This window comes from Psychrobacter sp. SHUES1 (genome assembly GCF_001652315.1).
GTDB classification, from domain to species: domain Bacteria; phylum Pseudomonadota; class Gammaproteobacteria; order Pseudomonadales; family Moraxellaceae; genus Psychrobacter; species Psychrobacter faecalis.
This window is the reverse complement of sequence record NZ_LXWA01000019.1, coordinates 1-18,426: the sequence shown is the minus strand read 5'-3', so window position 1 is coordinate 18,426 and position 18,426 is coordinate 1. Positions and strand designations below refer to the sequence as shown.

The window sequence follows — 18,426 nt, the reverse complement described above, 5'->3', positions numbered from 1 at the left end:
GTTTGTGCATAAATAGTTTGTGCCCGAGTGGTTTGTGCTTAAGTGTCGTCGTCTATAAAAGTAAACTCTAGAGATAGCGGTCGACTTCTATTGGTAATCTACGCAATTACTAAGGATAGTAATGGTAAATTTATCGACATTTCAGCAGTATTTAACAGCGGATGCGCCCTTATCGCAACCATTGCCTAAATCGTTTAATAGCGATGAGCAGCATTTACGCAAATGGGCGGCGCTGTTGCCTCTGCAGGCAGAGATGCAGCAAATAGAGCAGTTAGAACAAGTGCTCACAGAGCTGCGTACGGCAAATATAGAGGATCGCCAGCGCCTAACGCTATTTAATATTGTATTGGATGCGGCCAATCAGCTGATTGCGCTGCTGCGCCAGCATTATATCTATGAAACGCAGGCTTTTAACGCTTATCAGCTGGACTATGTAGCACATGTGAAATCGCTGTACTATTTAATGATTATGGGTTACGACGGTGTTATAAAGCGAGAGACTGCTTTTTTAGCAGATAATCAACCATCACCATCTACCCATCTGTGGCAGCGCTATTTTACCAATGACAAATCTTCGTCAATTACCTTGGCCATTGCGACCTATCAGACGCTGTTGATGTATCAAAAGTTGCTGTTTGAAGAAGCGCTTTGCTACCAAAAGCCTACAGCGTCTTTATGGTCTAACATCAATCAGCTCTACTATATGGCTTGCCAACAGCGGACAGTTGATATTGATGTCAGTGCTTATATCACCACCCACTGTGCGGATACTATCCATCAGCTATATGCTCAGTTATGTTTGCATAGCTTGTTAAACGTGCGTGCCATGCGCCGAGCCAATATCTTGATGGTACAGCGTTTGCTCTTAGAGTGGAGTGAACACCTTATTATAACGGTAGAGCTGCAGACGGAGACAAAGGTGTTCGTCAATTTAAATAGTGACAGCGCACCGACGTATTTGACCGCCCATTGTGCGATTAATCCTTATGATGCCCATCATGATTGTGTATTTATCGAGTTAGCACCGCTGGTCGCTTATTTGAAATCGCGTAAGGACAAACTTATCAAGGATGGTCGAGAAGGCGCTGAATATTGCTTGCTTAACACGGTTGCCATGACATTAAGCTATCGCTATATCCAGCCTCGCTTGACACTACCCATCAAGCAAAGTGCCAAACAAGAGGCTCACGTCATCACAGGATTCAATGACATTCATTGCCGCGTCAGTAACCAGCAAAGCTTATCAAGTTTGATTGTCGCCAAAGCGTTACCAGATTATCAGCAACCCCGCTACGATACCTTGCCAAAAAAACATGCCACCGATAAAGGGTTAGCGGTAGAGACATTTGACGGTAGATTTAATGGTGGCGCTGTCAATAACGACGATTTGTCCGTTTTTCGTACCTTGCGACTATTGCCCAAACCAAAAGAGCCAGTAGCAACGGCTGAGCATATGGCGTGCAAAAACGTTCATTCATTTTTTGGCCCTGAGGCATCAATAAAAAGCAGAGAGACAAATGATACCCTCGAAAAAGACTATGACCCTAAAGCGATAAAAGATATAGCAAGGATTGCTAATAATGACCTGCTAGATTCTATTGAACCGCCATCACTGCGTATTATGAGTCTGTTCTTATTATGTCGCCCTCATCAATAGATGAGCTAATGACAAATGAGATAGAGGGAAACAGCCATGTGAGTCGCTTTAGCGATACCGCTTTTACTATCTTGGTAGAAAATCAAAATACCGCTGCGCTTGAGAAATTGGCTAAGAAAATTGGCTCGACCATTAGTGATATGCTAATTGAAGTGGATAAACGGACGACAAGTACGACGGCAAGTATTGCGATCGTAAAAATAGAAAAAAATACGCCTGAGCCAAAAGTGTTGCTCGAACGGGCTCTGGATGCTATCAATCAAATTATGATTGAAACCTCCAATCATGGTGATAAATACCATTTATATGACGCTAGCGAACATGCCAATAGTGATGATCATGCCCTTGCTGAGTCTTTAGTCGATGCTATTGCTAATAATCGCTTTGAGTTGTCTTTCCAGCCCATATATGATATCAATCATGATCGCAGTGATTTCTTTGAGGTGTATCTACGCCTGCCATTAGCCGATGCAAACAATACCGTACTGACCCCTGACCAGTTTATGGCGGTGGCTAAAGCGCACAAGCTCCTTGAAAAAATTGATCGCTGGATACTGATTAATGCCTGTAAAAAAATCAATGATGTGCGTAAATCCCATCCAGATGCAAGGTTACTGGTACAACTGACCAATGCGTCGTTGATAGATAAAAAACTACCGAGCGTTGCTAGTCAACTCATCAATGCAGTTGGCGGCAGAGCGGGCGCGCTAACCTTGCAGTTTAATGAAAAAGACATTGCTGACCATTTAACCGTGGCGAAATCTCAATTTACGGCGCTTAACTAAGTAAACTGTCAGCTGGGTATTAATAATTTTGGCTCGTCTGCTAAATCGGTTGAGCTGGCCAATTTTGTGCAGCCTGATATGGTGCGCTTAGCCCGAAATTATGTCGATAGCCTTGATAACCCAGAGAATTTAGAAACGGTTAAGTCGCTCATCATGCGTACCAATGAAATTAGCGTTGATGTCTTGATGCCATATATTGAAGATGCGGCGACCATGTCAGTCGCGTGGAGCGTAGGCGCACGCTACTTACAGGGTTATTATTTAGAAGCACCTAGTAATACCATAAAAGTGGCAAGCGAGAGCTAAATTTGGGTAAATAAACTTCATGTTACATTAGCCCTGTTTAACGGTTAGCAACGATATATACTTCTACGCAGCGTTATGTTTGTTTATCCTTTTTACCTTGTATTATGGTGAAGGTAGGCGCATACATAGCCTCTGCTCCTCAATTTAAGATTATTCCACCATGTCTATTATCAAAAAATACTCATTAGGCGCTGTATGTGCCGCTATGCTATTGTTCACCGCTTGTGAAAAAACACCGCCTGATTATCGAGATCCGGTCACGCTGCCGCTTTATACTGAGGGTGATGCCGATAACGGTGCGCTGATATACCAAGACGCATGCGGTCAGTGTCATCAGCTTAACCCTGGGCTCAATAAAAAAGGGCCGCAGCTGATGAATATTTATGGCGCAAAAGCCGCCGAGCTAGAGGATTATACCTATAGCGAAGGGCTTGCGGCATCAGGTTGGGTATGGGATGCTAAGACGCTTGATACTTATATCGCTGATGCTGAAAAAGCCATGCCCGATTCAAAAATGCTGTCAGATCCGATGCCAGATAGTAAGGAGCGTGCCGATGTGATTGCCTATTTATCAACGCTGCGGGCACCGGTACCAACAGTTGATGAAACAAAATAGCAGCAACGCTCGATTGAGAAATACCTAACAGAGAGGTGTTCTTTTTTAAACCTATTTCATTAAAAAATGAGCCAAGAATCGATAATGAGCCAAGCCACCAATGACTATCGCCATAATCAGCAAAAAATTGCTCAGCTAATGGCGCAATTAAATCAAATAGTGCTAGATAAACCCGAGGTGGTTAAACTGGCGCTCAGTGGTATTTTGGCAGGCGGGCACTTGTTGTTGCAAGATCTGCCAGGTATGGGTAAAACGACGTTGGCGCAAGGCTTGGCGCAATTGCTCGGGTTAAGCTTTAGCCGCGTGCAATTTACCAATGATATGCTGCCAGCAGATATCTTGGGTATGAGTATTTTTGATCAAAGTCAGCAGCAATTCGAGTTTCGTCCCGGCCCTATCTTTACGCAGCTGTTACTCGCCGACGAGATCAATCGCTCTAGCCCTAAGACACAAAGCGCGTTATTAGAAGCGATGGAGGAGCGGCAAGTGACACAAGATGGGCAAACCTATCTATTGCCGCAGCCATTTTTTGTCATAGCCACCCAAAACCCATTGCAGCAAGCGGGCGTCTATCCGCTGCCTGAATCGCAGCTAGATCGTTTTTTATTGTGTTTGTCGCTTGGTTATCCATCGCCTGCCGCTGAGCGCGAGCTGTTAAAGGGACAAAATCGTCGTGAGCTATTAAAAAAGCTGCCCGCAGTGCTTGATACGCAGGCTGTATTATTAGCGCAGCAAGGGGTCAAGCAAATATATGTCGCCGATGTGGTGTTGGATTATCTGCAAAGACTGGTCGCAAAAACGCGTGCAAGCTTTGATTATCATGGTTTATCACCGCGTGGTGTGCTATCACTACAGCGTGCGGCGCAAGCATATGCTTATGTATCGGGACATATGGAGGTGACGCCTGAAGATATTCAAGCGGTGTTTGCGGCGGTCACTGACCATCGACTTGGCCAGCGTTTCGTGCCTGCGCATGTGACGGGAGGACAAGCGACACAAACCATCGCCCAACGCATTTTGGCAGATGTGGCTGACGTTGTTTAATTGTTTGCATCTTTTATGGTAAGGATAGGGTAGTCATGAGCATATTGCCAAAAGCCTTAACCGTACCAGCTCGCTCAGTGTTAAGCCGTTGGTTTGCCTCGCGTGCGCCCAAAAGTGATAGTGCGACGCTGAATTTGCGTAACGTCTATATCTTTTTTAGCCGTGAAGGGTTGCTGTTTGCCGTTTTATTAATCATCACCTTTATCGCTGGTATCAACTATGGTAATAACTTGGTATTGGGGCTGTGCTTTTATCTCATCAGCGTCTGGCTCATTAGCTTTCATGTAACCTTCGCCCATATCTCGGGTCTGCAAGTCCGTCTGCTTGATATCACCATGGCAGAAGCCGGCGCGCCTGTTTGGGTCACGTTGCAGCTGCGTAATGACAGCCGCCGACCAAGACGGCAGTTATTATTTACCTTTGAGCAAATTGTCTCTGCGCAAACTGAGCAAAAGCCTCATAAAAAGGTCGATAGAAAAGCCAATAAAAACAACGATAACCAACATGAGATTCACGCTGATAGTCAGCCCTCAGTATTGGTCACGCGCCTACAAGACGAGCAAATCATTCGTTTGCCGGTGCAAACACATCGTCGTGGGCAGCTAGAATTACCAAGATTAAAAATAAAAACTGTGTATCCGTTAGGGATTATGCGCGCATGGTCGTATGTTTATTTCGCCCGTAGCGCGTGGGTTTATCCAAAACCTGAAGTATTTGACTGGCAGGCACAATATGCCATTGCCAGTCCGGAGGATTTGCCCATAGGCGGGCAATATCGCCAAGGTCAAGACGACTTTGACCGGCTTGATAATTATATCGAAGGCGAGTCGTTAGCCCGCGTTTCTTGGGGTCACGTGGCGCGCGGCGAAGGGATGTTTACCAAGCATTTCGCTGATCCTGTTGGCCATGAGCAAACCTTAGACTATGCTGATATGCCAGCGGCGCAGCATGAACAAAAACTGGCGCAAATGGCGTATGGGGTGCTGACATTGGGTGAACTTGGCGTCCCATTTAATATACGCTTACCGAATGACATGCGTTTTGATCAATCCTCTCATGCACCGATGGGTGAAGGTGAGGCATTTGCACGAGCATGCTTGTTAAGGTTGGCAAAAGCACCATGACCAACTTTCAAAATTACTCTGCAAATGAGACAGAGATAAATCCTGCGAACTTTGCACAATTGGCTTTGGGTCAACATATCACTTCTCACACTGAGCAGGCTAGCGATGCTAAATGGACTCGCAAGCTATTTGCCTTGCCAGCGTATTATTGGGTATTAATTGCGCAAGTTATTGTTATTTTACCGCATGCCGCGCACTTGCCGTTATGGCTTATAGGTTTTGCGCTGGTCAGTATCATTGCCCAACTACCGCGTATTAAAGCTAAGTTTAAAAAACTGACGCATCTAAAGCGCGTTTATCAAAGCATGCAAATGCTTGGCTTCTTACTTGGGCTTGTGGGCTTATGGGTGACTTATAACACGGCGTTTGGTCTGGATATGGGTGTGGCATTTTTAGTACTGTGCCTTATCAGTAAGCTGTGGGAATTGTACAAGCGCCGTGATGTCTATGTGGTGCTCAATTTATCTTTGTTTGTCCTTGCTTCACTGTTTTTGATGGATCAAGGCATTGTGACAACACTAGAGGTAATCATCGGTGCGGTCATTGTATTGTTGGCGTTTATAGCGCTTAACGATGATGGCAATACTCGCGGTGATGGTCGCCTGCGTACTTTGGGTGTGCTGGGTATTGGCGCATTGCCGCTGTTGGTCGTGCTGTTTTTATTCTTTCCGCGCTTGCCGCCGCTATGGTCAGTACAGCTCTCAGGTCAGCAAGCGTCTACAGGTGTCTCTGACAGTATGTCGCCCGGCGACTTTGCAAATTTGGGCCAGTCGACTGAGCTGGCTTTTCGGGTAGAGTTTGCAGTTAAGCGCCCGCCACAGCAGCAGCTTTATTGGCGTGGTTTGGTTTTTAGTAATTTTGACGGGGTCACATGGCGTCCCAGTCCGCAGCAACGAGAATGGCAACCCGCGCCGCAAATGCCAAATTGGATAGCGAATGCCTTAGCGACCGTTCCTGATGAGGTGAAAATTACCCCGAATCGTTATCAAATTATCTTAGAGCCAACGCAGCAAAACTGGCTATTTGGCCTTGATTATCCTTTTGCTCAGCAGCAAGATATCAGTATTACCTCAAATTTTACCTTACGAAAAGATCAGCCAGTTACCCAGCAGCTGCGCTACGATGTCTTGCAGTTTGCGCCGATGCGTATCGACCCTGTGCTGTCTGAGGCGTCGCGCCGTCTCAATCTTGCACTACCAAGTAGCGGTAATCCGCAAGCACGCCTACTGGCGCAGCAGTTATTTGCCCAGTCTGGCTCGGATCCCGTGCGCTATATACAGGCAATCGAGCGCTGGATAAATCAAACGAACTTTCGCTATACGCTATCACCGCCACGTTTAAATACCAACCGTATTGACGAGTTTTTATTTGACACCAGAGCGGGGTTTTGTGAGCATTATTCTTCTAGCTTTACTTTTATGCTGCGCGCCGCTGGTATTCCTGCTCGCGTTGTCGCCGGCTATCAAGGCGGAGAGCCTAGTCGTAACGGTAACGTTTGGGAAGTGCGGCAGATGGACGCGCATGCTTGGACGGAAGTCTGGCTTGACGGTCAAGGCTGGGTACGTGTCGATCCGACAGCTTTTGTCGCCCCTGAGCGCGTCGAGCAAGGCATGGATGCGTTGACACAGGCGCGAGGAGCAGCAATGTTTGGCGAGGGCGCTGGGGCACAAATCAGCTATCAGCAGTATCAAATGCTGCAAACCTTACGCCGTCTGTCAGACCAAGCGAGCTACTATTGGCAAAAGGACGTCGTTGGTTACGATCAAGATAAGCAAGCGGATTCGCTACTGAAATGGTTTAATATTCGCTCAATCATGCAGCAAATCACTTGGTTGGCAGTAAGTGCCATTAGCGTTATGGCAATGCTTGTGTTTGTTATCTGGCAGCGTCGCCGCAAACGTTGGCACCCAGCAGACCTGCCGCTTGCCCAACTCTCAAAACGCATCGCTAAAGCGGATAAATCGTTAGCGCGTTCAGAGAGTGAAGGGCAGTTGGCTTGGCTTGCGCGTTTGGCAAGCGCAATCGATGATGACAGTGGTCAAAATAGTAGTAAGCATAATAATGCCAGTAAGCTAACTGCTAGTGGTGATTCAAAAGTTGTCCAAGTAAAAATTGAGCAGATTCAACAACACTATCGCAAGCTACGCTATGGCCGTTTAAGTACCCTTACAACCAGCGATAGCGAATATCAAACGGTGCTTAAACAGCTCAAGAAAGAGACAAGTGAATTGTTTTAATGGCTGTTTTTGAAGGTGCTGTTTAGAGCGTGATAAATTTTTAGTAAAAATAGAGGAGTGCAGGCATATGGCAATTTACGTGGATTTTATGCAAATAGAATTTAAAGGCTATAAATGGTGCCATATGCTGGCTGATACCTTGCAAGAGTTGCACGATTTTGCCGCACTGATTGAAGTAGATAAGCGCTTATTTCATCAATACGCCAGCTATCCGCATTATGACGTCACGGTGCAAATGCGTAAAACCGCGCTTGAATATGGCGCTATAGCGGCCGATCGTAAGAAAATTATTGAATGTGCAAAAAAGCTAAAAGTAGAGTTAAACGCTCCAATAAAACGTGCTAAGTCGTCAAAATAAGACTTTACTTAACTTACAACAATAAGTAGCCTTAATCCTAAATCGCCACTTTCAAGCTTTATTAAGATAAGCGCTCTGCTAAATAGTCCACCAGCAATCTGATTTTTGGCGATAAATGACGATTGTGCGGATAAATCGCCCAAATCCCTTCCTCAGGCTCTCTATAGTCATCTAACACGCTAACCAGTGCACCGGACGCTAAGTGTTTTTGTACATAATAATCAGGTAGCTGCACGATACCCAAGCTTTTTAGTGCCGCATCGACTAGGCTGTGACCGCTGTTATATTGCACGCTGCCAGAGACGCGTAAGTTTATTTCCTTATCAGCGTTTTTATCATTTTCTATAAAGTGCCAATAATCCCGCGTACCAAGTAAGCAATTATGTTGTCTTAAGTCGACTAGAGAATATGGTACGCCGTACTTTTCTAGATAAGCGGGCGCGGCACAGACAAAATTGGTACGATGACTAAGTTTTTTTGCCATCATCGTTGAGTCGCTTAATTTGCCAATACGAATCGCCAAATCATAACCACCCTCAATTAAGTCAATTTTTTGATTGCTTAAAAAAGCCGTCACTTCGATATCGCGGTATTGCACCATAAAATCATTGATAAGGGGCAATAACTGCTGTTCGCCATAGGTGACAGGGGCGGTCAGTTTAATTCTGCCTTGGGGTTTGGTTTGTAAATTGCTTACGGCTTGTTCGGCCGCATCTAAGCCGTCAAGCACACCGCGGCAATGCTGATAAAATACCCGACCTTCTTCAGTCAGCGATACCTTGCGCGTCGTACGATAGAGCAATTTAATGTTAAGGCGTTTTTCTAAGGCGCTTATCTGCCGACTGACCTGCGCGGTTGAAATACCCAATTCTTTTGCTGCTCGTGTAAAGCTTTCGTATTCCGCCACATAGACGAACTCGCTAATGCCATCCCAGCGCATGATTATTACCATTGTGTAAAAGATATTTGCAAATATAGCATATTGTTATCACAGCAGAAACAACTATAATGGACAGCATAAAATGAATCCTTTACAAACAGCTCAAATATAAACTGCTATAACTAGCGCTTGCCTCTATCAAGTAAGCGCTATAAGCTAAATTGGTCTGCGGATAATAAACGATAAAATTAATTAAAAAGAGAGAATACTATGTCAGATAACTTTATCAAATCCAAAGCCGCCATTGCGTGGGGGCCAAATGAGCCATTGTCTATCGAAGAAGTGGATGTGATGCTGCCCAAAAAAGGCGAAGTACTGGTGAAAATTGTCGCCAGTGGTGTTTGTCATACCGATGCGTTCACCTTATCTGGTGAAGACCCAGAAGGTGTGTTTCCTGCAATTTTAGGCCACGAAGGCGGCGGTATCGTTGAGCAAATCGGCGAAGGCGTCACCAGCGTGCAAGTCGGCGACCATGTCATTCCTTTATATACTGCAGAGTGCGGCGTCTGTAAAATGTGCCGCTCAGGTAAAACCAACCTGTGCTCGGCGGTACGTGAGACCCAAGGTAAAGGCTTAATGCCAGACGGTACGACGCGCTTTTATAAAGATGGCGAGCCAATTTACCATTATATGGGTTGCTCAACCTTTTCTGAATATACGGTGTTGCCAGAGATTTCATTGGCAAAAGTGAACAAAGAAGCGCCGCTAGAAGAAGTTTGCTTACTTGGTTGCGGCGTGACCACTGGTATGGGCGCTGTCATGAATACTGCAAAAGTCGAAGAAGGTGCAACGGTTGCCATCTTTGGTTTAGGCGGTATCGGACTATCAGCGGTTATCGGTGCACAAATGGCCAAGGCCAGCCGTATTATTGCCATTGATATTAACGAAAGCAAGTTTGAATTGGCCAAAAAATTGGGCGCGACTGATTGCATCAATCCAAAAGACTACGATAAGCCAATCCAAGATGTCATCGTTGAGCTGACCGATGGCGGCGTTGATTATTCGTTTGAATGTATCGGTAATGTTGATGTCATGCGCTCAGCGTTAGAGTGCTGCCATAAAGGTTGGGGCGAGTCAGTCATCATCGGTGTCGCGGGCGCAGGGCAAGAAATATCAACCCGTCCATTCCAGTTAGTCACAGGTCGCGTCTGGCGCGGTTCAGCCTTTGGTGGTGTCAAAGGTCGCTCAGAGTTGCCAGGCTACGTCGAGCGCTACCTAGCAGGAGAAATTCCGTTACAAGACTTTATTACTCATACCATGCCGTTAGAAGATATCAACGAAGCTTTTGACTTGATGCATAAAGGTGAGAGTATTCGCTCTGTGGTGCATTTCTAGAATGATGCTTAGATAGCTAAGCTTTTTTAACGCTATTAAATAAAAATGCCGCTCCTATAATGGGGCGGCGTTTTTTTGTATGCCTTTTAATCTTTTTTAAAGCTGTGCATATCTTCTAAAACGCCTGTAAATCTATCGTATAACCAAGGTTCAATATCGTCGACCACTTGATTGTAGAGAAGTGGTCCCAAGGTTTCGATTATAAAATCCAATAAAAACTTAGCAGGCAGGTTGCCAATATCAACATCAAATTCCTCGCTCATATACTCTCTAAGCTTATCCAAGACAATTTCTTCTGCTTCGTCTGACAGCGTCAGTAATTTTTCTTTACTCATTAATCATAGTCCTATTAGCAAAGCTTTATTTACTCTTGCATAGCAGCCAATTGTTGTAAAATATTGACGTAATTGTCCACGCCTTGCGCGCCGCTGACCAAGTGCCGCTCATTAAAAATCATTGCTGGTACGCTTTGGATACCTTGCTGCTGCCAGTGGCGCTCTTCTGCGCGTACCTCTTTGGCAAAACGCTGATCCTCCAGCACAGCCAGCGCCTCTTCACGATTAAGTCCAACTTCCGCTGCAATATCAGCCAGCACCGTATTATCAGAGATGTTGCGACCATCGGTAAAGTGCGCGCCAAATAACGCCTGCTTTAAGTCATGCATCGGCTTTTGTCCTTGTTGACCTGCCCAATACAACAGCTGATGCAGATTAAAAGTATTGTGTATCCGCGTGTCATCGTTGAAATTAAATTCAAAGCCAACTTCATTGCCCGCTTGCGTCATTCTAAGGCGGCTCGCGTCTGATTCTTCCTTGCTCGAACCGTATTTTTTCATAATGTGCTCGCGCAAATTTTGTCCTGCGTTTGGCATATTAGGATTTAGCTCAAATGGATGCCAGTGTATTTCGTGCTCGGTATTGGTTTGCTTGAGCGCCTCAGCCAATTGACGATAACCGATGATACACCACGGGCAAACCACGTCTGAGACGATATCGATGCGCAGAGGTTTTCCGGATAGCGGTTGATTTGAGTTTTCCATATTTTTATACCTATTTTATTGATTATGTTCGATTTATTTATAGAAGGTTTTATAAAGTTGAATCCATATTAAGAGAATGAAATCGTGATTACAATGGTTGCTAAGTTACAGGTTCTACTAACGAGGTTAAGCAGCCAACCGCAGTTGTAAAGGAGAGTTATCGTAGGTTTAAAAGTTGACAAAAAAGTTTTGTCCTTACTATTTGCTTAAAAAAACTACACTACAATGACTACAAAGTAAAAACAAAGCGCTGTTTTTGATACGCCATAATGAAACGATTGACGCTGTTTAAGAGCGTGCACACTTATCCTTTTATGAATAACTGCCAGCGAGAAGCCAGCATGTCTACCTTGACGTTAACGATTAATCAGCAAGATTATCAGCTCGATAATCTTGATCCGCGCACGACATTGCTTGATGTCTGCCGCCAGCATCTACAAATTACTGGACCCAAAAAGGGCTGCGACCACGGTCAATGCGGCGCTTGTACCATGCTCATTAATGGGCGACGGGTTAATTCTTGCCTGACCCTTGCGATCATGCACGACGGTGATGAGATTACGACGATTGAAGGCATTGGAATGCCTGAATCGCTCTCAGACTTACAGCAAGCGTTTAAAGACCACGATGCGTTTCAGTGCGGTTACTGTACGCCGGGGCAAATTTGTTCAGCCACTGCTTTGATTGAAGAGATTAAGCAAAACTGGCCAAGCTATGTGACTACCGATTTGCAAAATCCTGATGGCTTGCTGGTACAAGAAATCGCCGAACGCATGAGCGGTAATATTTGTCGCTGTTCGGCTTATCCGAACATTATTAATGCCATCTCGCAAGTCTTGGAAAATAACGTAACAGGTAAAGCTGTCTCTACTACTATAACTACAAAAAATACTATACCTACAAAAGGCTCAGATGCTGCAAGCGTTACCGGTATTTGGTCGCCGCCGCCTAGTGAAACTCAGCTTAGTAAGCCGTCGCAAAATGAGGCGTCACAAAATAAAAACCATAACGCCCAATTAGGAGCTCACTTATGAAACGCTTTGACTATGTCCGTGCCGAAGCTCCTGAGCAAGCAGCGACTGCTGCCAGCCCAAAAGATGCGTCATTTATCGGCGGTGGTACCAATCTCTTAGATTTAATGAAGTTTGAGATTGAAACACCAACCAAATTGGTCGATATCACCCGTCTTGAGCTTGAGCAAATCGAAACGACTGCTGATGGCGGATTACGTATCGGTACGCTGGTCACCAACAGTGATTTGGCGGCGCATCCGGAGGTCATTGCCAATTATCCGGTATTATCGCGCGCTATTTTAGCTGGCGCGACGGGTCAACTGCGTAATAAAGCCACCACTGGCGGTAATTTTTTACAGCGCACGCGTTGTTATTATTTTTATCAGACCGACAGTCCGTGCAATAAACGTGAACCCGGTAGTGGCTGTCCAGCGATTAATGGCGAGAACCGTACCCTAGCTGTTTTAGGTACAAGTGATGCCTGTATTGCTCAGCACCCATCGGATATGGCGGTGGCAATGCGGTTGCTTGACGCTGTCATTGAAACGGTGAAAGCAGATGGTTCGACCCGTTCTATTCCAGTCAAAGACTTTTATTGTCTGCCAAAAGACACGCCGCATATCGAAAATGTCTTGGAGAGTGGCGAGCTTATCACTCATGTTGTTTTACCATCGCCTATCAAAGGCATGCATACCTACGACAAAGTACGTGACCGCGCTTCTTACGCCTTTGCCTTAGTGTCTTGTGCGTCTGTCATAGAGAGCGATGATACGGGTAATTTGGCGACTGTACGTTTGGCGTTTGGTGGTATTGGGGTGATGCCGTGGCGTAATGAAGATGTTGAAGCATTATTAACGGGCACGGCGGGTGATGACGCTACGATCGCACAAGCCGCAGACTTATTATTAAAAGAGGCCAAAGGTCACGGTCAAAACGATTTTAAAATACCATTGACGCGTCGCCTACTTAAACAAGTTATTCAGCGCGCCTTAGCGGGCGAGGGAGCATAATCATGTCATTATTGGACTCAGTATTGCCATCAGAACCTACCAAAAAAATGATGATGAATGAGCCTGTCGATTCGCTTTTTGACAAAACAGCAAGCAATTTGGTCGGCAAACCGATTAACCGTGTTGATGGTTCGTTAAAGGTCAGCGGACAAGCACCTTACTCAGCAGAGTTTTATCGAGAAAATCAAGTTTACGGCGTTTTAGTTGGCGCGAAAATAGCCAAAGGACAAGTGGAAAATATCGATAGCAGTGCTTTAGAAGATATTCCTGGCATCATCAAAGTGGTGACCGATCCTAAGCATTTTTTGCGAAACTCACAGCAAGGCGGTGAGACCGAAGCACCAACCCAAGGCGCTAGCGAGATTTATTATCACGGGCAGCCGATAGCGGTAGTGGTTGCTGAGACTTTTGAAGCGGCGACCGAAGGCGCTAATGCCCTTAAAGTCACTTATAAAAATGAGACCGAACAAGCGGCATTAAACTTTACCCAAGAGCTGCCAAGTGCTCATGATGTCAATGAGCAAAAGGGCCCAGATAAAAATTCTGTTACAGGCGACCCTGAAAAAGGCTTGGCGCAAGCGGAAATTACTCTCGATCGCTTTTACCATACGCCAAGTCAAAGCAACTCGCCGATGGAGCCGCATGCGACGCTGGCTTATTGGGAAGACGATAAGCTCATCATGTATACCTCAAACCAAATGATTGCACCTTGCAAACAGCAAGTGATGGATGCTTTAGATCTAAAAAAAGATCAGGTCCAACTAATTTCTTATTTTGTTGGTGGCGGTTTCGGTAGTAAATTGGGTATCGCGCCTGAGTCGATTGCAGCAGCGATTGCGGCAAAAGAGCTTGGTCGTCCGGTGCTGATCAGTATGACGCGTCCGCAAGTGATGGAAGCGACCGTTAGACGCTCAAACACTCGCCAGCGTATCGCCATTGGCTGTGATAAAGACGGCATCATCAATACCTTTATTCACGATACCGTTGGCAGTAATTTACCGGGTGAGGCATTTTTTGAGCCGACAGCATTATCGACTAAATATTTATACCGCGGTGAAAATCGCCGCGTGAATTATAAACAAGTAGATATGAATTACGTGCTTTCTGGCTCTATGCGCGCACCCGGTGAAGCGGTCGGTATGATTGCGGTTGAATGTGCGATGGATGAATTGGCCACGCAATTGAATATCGATCCGCTTGAGCTGCGACGTCGTAACGAGCCTGAGCAAGACCCAAGCCAAGACATTCCGTTTTCGACGCGGCAGCTACTTGCTTGTATGGAGCAAGGGGCGGCGCAATTCGGTTGGGAGCAGCGCAATCCTAAACCTGTCAGTCAGTTAGAGGGAGATTGGTGGATTGGTACGGGGATGGCGGCATCCGCTCGTGGTAACCAATTAAAACCGTCAGAGGCGCGGGCGACACTGCAAGTTGACGATTCAAAAGCCCTTGGCATTAAAGCCATTATCGAAACCGATATGACCGATATCGGTACGGGCTCTTATACGGTATTTTCTCAGGTTGCCGCTGATTTACTAGGCTTACCAATAGACCATATCGAGATGAAGCTGGGTGATAGTGAGTTGCCACCGGCTTCAGGTTCGGGTGGTAGTGTGGGCGCCGCAAGTGCAGGGAGCGGTATCTATCTTGCCTGTGAGCAACTACGCGATATGTTGGCAGAAAAAGTCGGGCTTTATCCAGACACCATTCAGCTTGATAAAGGTCAGATTAAACGAGCAGGTGAACATGACCCTAGCGTAACAGAAGCAGCGGTTGAAACGCTTAAAGACAAAGCGCTAGATTTAAAAGATACAGTCACTGAAAAAACGGGTTTAGCTTTACCCGAGTCTGCTGCAGAAAAATACGATTTTAGCAATTTTCAGTCTTATGCATTGGCAGATATTATCGCTGCATGCGATGAGAAAAAAATGAGCGCTAAAGGTCAAATCAAACCAGGAAAAAATGCCAAAAGCCATCGCCAAGCGTCGTTTGGTGTCAATTTCGCGGAAGTCGCCGTCCATAGAGTGACTGGCGAGATTCGTCTTAAACGCATGACGGGCGCCTTTGCTGCCGGACGTATTCTTAACCATAAAACCGCCACTTCACAATGCTACGGGGGTATGGTTTTCGGTATTGGTTCGGCGCTTATGGAGGAAATCATCCATGATAAGCGTGATGGTCGCCTATGCAATCATGATCTTGCTGAATACCATGTGCCGGTCAATGCCGATGTGCCGCAACTGGAGGTAATATTGGTCGAAGAAGATGACCCTTATACCAATCCCATGCATATCAAAGGGATTGGCGAAACCGCGATTTCTGGAGCAGCGGCGGCTATTGCTAATGCTATTTATAATGCGGTCGGTGTGCGCGTTTACGATTTCCCAATCACTCTTGATAAGCTGCTTTATGAGTTGCCAGAATAACTATTGTTGATAGTCGATATTAACGAATGGCTAACTGATGCTTGATATAAAAACCCGCTAGCGGCCATCACTAGCGGGTTTTTATAAGGCGAAATGCAATTTTAATCATTAAAACTGAAACTAAAATAAAAATAAATAGAGATAAGAGGCACTATGAATCAGGTCGCTGATATTCTAAAGCTCGCAGGCGAGGCGCAGCAGCAAAACATCGGTGCGGTGTTAGCAACGGTAGTACGTACCGAAGGCTCGGCCTATCGTCGGCCTGGGGCAATGATGCTTATCTGCGCTGATGGACGCTCGGTTGGGATGATTAGCGGTGGTTGCCTAGAACCACATATCATCAAACGTGCTTTTTGGTTGACGCGTCATGGCGCAAACGTGCAGGTTTATCAAACGGGTAGTGATGAGAGTGACGAGGCAGATGATGATAGTGAAAGTAATGGCAATGGAAATGGCGATTTAGAAAATGAGCTAAATTTCGGTTTGGGCTGTAATGGCAAGGTTCATGTACTGTTTGAGCGTTTGACAGCCGCAAGGCCGTTTTTAGAAGTTATTCGTCATGTTCGTCGTAGCCAAAATCCTACAACGATAGCGACGTTAATTCGCGCAAATGATCAATACCATTTACCCATTGGGCTTCGGCTAGATTTGAAAGACTATATTGCTAACGAAAAAATAACTTTTGTCAGTGGCGCTAGTATGGGCAATAAAGGGTTCATTGAGCAATCGAATATTTTTACTCATGAGATTAGAGATACCATTAAAAAACTGTCAACGCATGAAGTTTCTAACAAAAATACCGAATACGTTGTCCTAAAAAACGGTGATATCACCACAGAATGGCTTATCCAGCGTCTACAACCACAACACCGTTTGCTTATTTGCGGGGCAGGGAATGATGTGATGCCGCTTGTGACCATGGCAAAATTACAAGATTGGCATGTCAGCGTTATTGATAGTCGCGTTCACTATGCCACGCGTCTGCGTTTTCCCGAAGCGGATATCGTGATGCCAGTCGCATTGGACGATAATGAGAAACTGCTGAAGCTCAGTCGTCATGCGGCGGTCGCGTTGATGTCGCACAGTTTGACCCAAGACCGTGCCCGTCTTTCACTATTGTTAGAGCATCCTACTCATTATAAATATCTTGGGCAATTAGGCCCAAGTTATCGAACCGAGCGCTTGGTAAATGAGATTCGTGCTGTCAAAGACAATCCGGCAAGTTTAAGTGAGGGCGTGAAAAAACTCCACTATCCGATTGGTTATAAATTAGGCGGTGATGGCCCTGAAGCTTTAGCACTTGGCATCATGGCACAAATAAGCGCCGTTATGCATAAGCAAACTGCGACTGCCAAATTTTCAGCGAGCAATAATACGACATCTGAAATATTGAGCGATGTATGAAGAAAAGTGACTCGACGTCAAATAGTGCCGCAATATCAAATCAAAACCTTGAGCAGCAAACCAACCATGGCATCATTATTTTAGCCAGTGGCCTCAGTCGTCGTCTGGGTCAAGCTAAGCAGCTGCTTTGTAAAAATGGTGTTCCGTTAATTAGCCATATGATAAGACTGGCAGCAAGCACAAATCCGCAAGTTATTATTGTTGTTATTCCTAAAAACAAGGCATCGATAGCTAGTGAGATAGCAAAACTAAGCGACACCCATCTACATATCGAAACTGTCATTAACCAAACGCCCGAAACTGGTATGGGACATAGTCTTTATACTGCTATTGAAGCCTTGACTCAGTTTGTTAATGATAAAGATTTTAATCATGAAGCGCTTGAGCGAGTGTTGATTATGGGGGTTGACCAAGTTTTATTGGATATGGAACATGTTAATGGATTGCTAGCCGGTAAGCATCTAGTGGCTGCTAGCGCTTATGAGTATTGGCAGATTTTCGATACGTTATCAAAAGATGACCATATCGAGCGTAAAGCCGAGGTCAAAAATGAAACGAAAAATCCCATCGTTGGTCTACCGTTAGTTATCGATTATCAGCTACTTAAACAATGGCAGTTTCATATACGTGGAGACAAAGGCCTACGTCATTTAATCAGAGCGCTCTCGCCCAGTGAAATCAGTACAGTCTTCAATAAACAGCTGAGCTATGATATCGATACGCCCGAGCAACTTGCCTATGCCCGACAGCAGGGCTGGGTTGATAAATAATTTGACGCCAAGAATCGTTTGGATGATAGGTATATTACGCCTAAACCGTTAGCAGGGTTATAAGCATAGTACAACGCCTAGGCACCGATGGTAACAGGATTACCTGAATACATTACTACCGTCATACAAGGCTGCCAATAACCTGCGATATCATTTGCGCATTATAAATATAACCCCACTCTCAACTTCGAAAGTGATTGAAAAAAGAAGAGCACCTCACTAATCTATTGTTTTCGACCAAGAATACAATGGAGTTGTGAGATGCCCATAGACGAATTTATCATCAATATCTATTTAATGGTAGAGCAATATTACAAAATAGTCGTCACCAAACCCTTGCGAAGTGCAGGTTACGCGCCAAAGCT

Annotated in this window: 15 protein-coding genes and 2 pseudogenes; 14 read left to right on the top strand and 3 right to left on the bottom strand. The window is 45.4% G+C overall.

Annotation, left to right across the window (positions count from 1 at the left end; translation table 11 throughout):
- Positions 1–121: 121 nt before the first annotated feature.
- From A7325_RS01090 to A7325_RS01060, 7 genes and pseudogenes are all read left to right on the top strand, one after another.
- Positions 122–1,657, top strand: coding sequence for a hypothetical protein (locus A7325_RS01090; RefSeq protein ID WP_068403885.1), 1,536 nt, complete (start codon positions 122–124; stop codon positions 1,655–1,657).
- Positions 1,639–2,748, top strand: a pseudogene (locus A7325_RS01085) (EAL domain-containing protein). Before A7325_RS01090 ends, A7325_RS01085 begins: the two are co-directional and overlap by 19 nt.
- 160 nt (positions 2,749–2,908) lie before the next feature.
- Entirely contained in the window at positions 2,909–3,364 is a 456-nt protein-coding gene (locus A7325_RS01080) for a c-type cytochrome (RefSeq protein ID WP_068403883.1), read from the top strand.
- An 84-nt stretch (positions 3,365–3,448) separates the two neighbouring features.
- Positions 3,449–4,408: an AAA family ATPase gene (locus tag A7325_RS01075; protein WP_225211579.1), complete on the top strand. Its 960-nt coding sequence runs from the start codon at positions 3,449–3,451 to the stop codon at positions 4,406–4,408.
- A 35-nt stretch (positions 4,409–4,443) separates the two neighbouring features.
- On the top strand, positions 4,444–5,532 hold the full coding sequence (locus tag A7325_RS01070; RefSeq protein ID WP_068403880.1) for a hypothetical protein: 1,089 nt from the start codon (positions 4,444–4,446) through the stop codon (positions 5,530–5,532).
- On the top strand, positions 5,529–7,769 hold the full coding sequence (locus tag A7325_RS01065) for a transglutaminaseTgpA domain-containing protein (protein WP_068403876.1): 2,241 nt from the start codon (positions 5,529–5,531) through the stop codon (positions 7,767–7,769). Before A7325_RS01070 ends, A7325_RS01065 begins: the two co-directional genes overlap by 4 nt.
- A gap of 67 nt (positions 7,770–7,836) precedes the next feature.
- A complete protein-coding gene (locus A7325_RS01060) occupies positions 7,837–8,127 on the top strand; it encodes a DUF4031 domain-containing protein (RefSeq protein WP_068403874.1) in 291 nt (96 codons plus the stop codon).
- Between the two features lie 61 nt (positions 8,128–8,188).
- Here A7325_RS01060 and A7325_RS01055 read toward each other — a convergent pair whose 3' ends face one another.
- Positions 8,189–9,067, bottom strand: coding sequence for a LysR family transcriptional regulator (locus A7325_RS01055; RefSeq protein ID WP_068403872.1), 879 nt, complete (start codon positions 9,065–9,067; stop codon positions 8,189–8,191).
- A gap of 210 nt (positions 9,068–9,277) precedes the next feature.
- Between A7325_RS01055 and A7325_RS01050 the strand changes: the two genes are divergently transcribed.
- Positions 9,278–10,402, top strand: a complete 1,125-nt coding sequence (locus A7325_RS01050) for an S-(hydroxymethyl)glutathione dehydrogenase/class III alcohol dehydrogenase (RefSeq protein ID WP_068403870.1) — start codon at positions 9,278–9,280, stop codon at positions 10,400–10,402.
- An 86-nt stretch (positions 10,403–10,488) separates the two neighbouring features.
- Here the strand turns inward: A7325_RS01050 and A7325_RS01045 are convergent, their stop codons facing one another.
- Complete coding sequence (locus A7325_RS01045; protein ID WP_068403868.1) at positions 10,489–10,737, bottom strand: DUF2164 domain-containing protein; 249 nt, start codon at positions 10,735–10,737, stop codon at positions 10,489–10,491.
- Positions 10,738–10,766: 29 nt separating this feature from the next.
- The gene (locus tag A7325_RS01040) at positions 10,767–11,441 is read right to left on the bottom strand and encodes a DsbA family oxidoreductase (protein WP_068403866.1); all 675 of its coding nucleotides are present in this window, start codon (positions 11,439–11,441) and stop codon (positions 10,767–10,769) included.
- Positions 11,442–11,782: 341 nt separating this feature from the next.
- On the opposite strand from A7325_RS01040, the gene A7325_RS01035 reads away from it, so the two are divergent.
- The 6 genes and pseudogenes from A7325_RS01035 to A7325_RS13650 form a co-directional block, all read left to right on the top strand.
- Positions 11,783–12,475, top strand: coding sequence for a 2Fe-2S iron-sulfur cluster-binding protein (locus tag A7325_RS01035; protein WP_068403865.1), 693 nt, complete (start codon positions 11,783–11,785; stop codon positions 12,473–12,475).
- Entirely contained in the window at positions 12,472–13,464 is a 993-nt protein-coding gene (locus tag A7325_RS01030) for an FAD binding domain-containing protein (RefSeq protein ID WP_068403864.1), read from the top strand. Before A7325_RS01035 ends, A7325_RS01030 begins: the two co-directional genes overlap by 4 nt.
- A gap of 2 nt (positions 13,465–13,466) precedes the next feature.
- A complete protein-coding gene (locus A7325_RS01025; RefSeq protein ID WP_068403862.1) occupies positions 13,467–15,887 on the top strand; it encodes a xanthine dehydrogenase family protein molybdopterin-binding subunit in 2,421 nt (806 codons plus the stop codon).
- 153 nt (positions 15,888–16,040) lie between these two features.
- Complete coding sequence (locus tag A7325_RS01020) at positions 16,041–17,291, top strand: XdhC family protein (RefSeq protein ID WP_068403860.1); 1,251 nt, start codon at positions 16,041–16,043, stop codon at positions 17,289–17,291.
- On the top strand, positions 17,288–18,061 hold the full coding sequence (locus tag A7325_RS01015) for an NTP transferase domain-containing protein (protein ID WP_068403858.1): 774 nt from the start codon (positions 17,288–17,290) through the stop codon (positions 18,059–18,061). Before A7325_RS01020 ends, A7325_RS01015 begins: the two co-directional genes overlap by 4 nt.
- A gap of 261 nt (positions 18,062–18,322) precedes the next feature.
- A pseudogene (locus A7325_RS13650) lies at positions 18,323–18,426 on the top strand (IS982 family transposase); the annotation flags it as partial.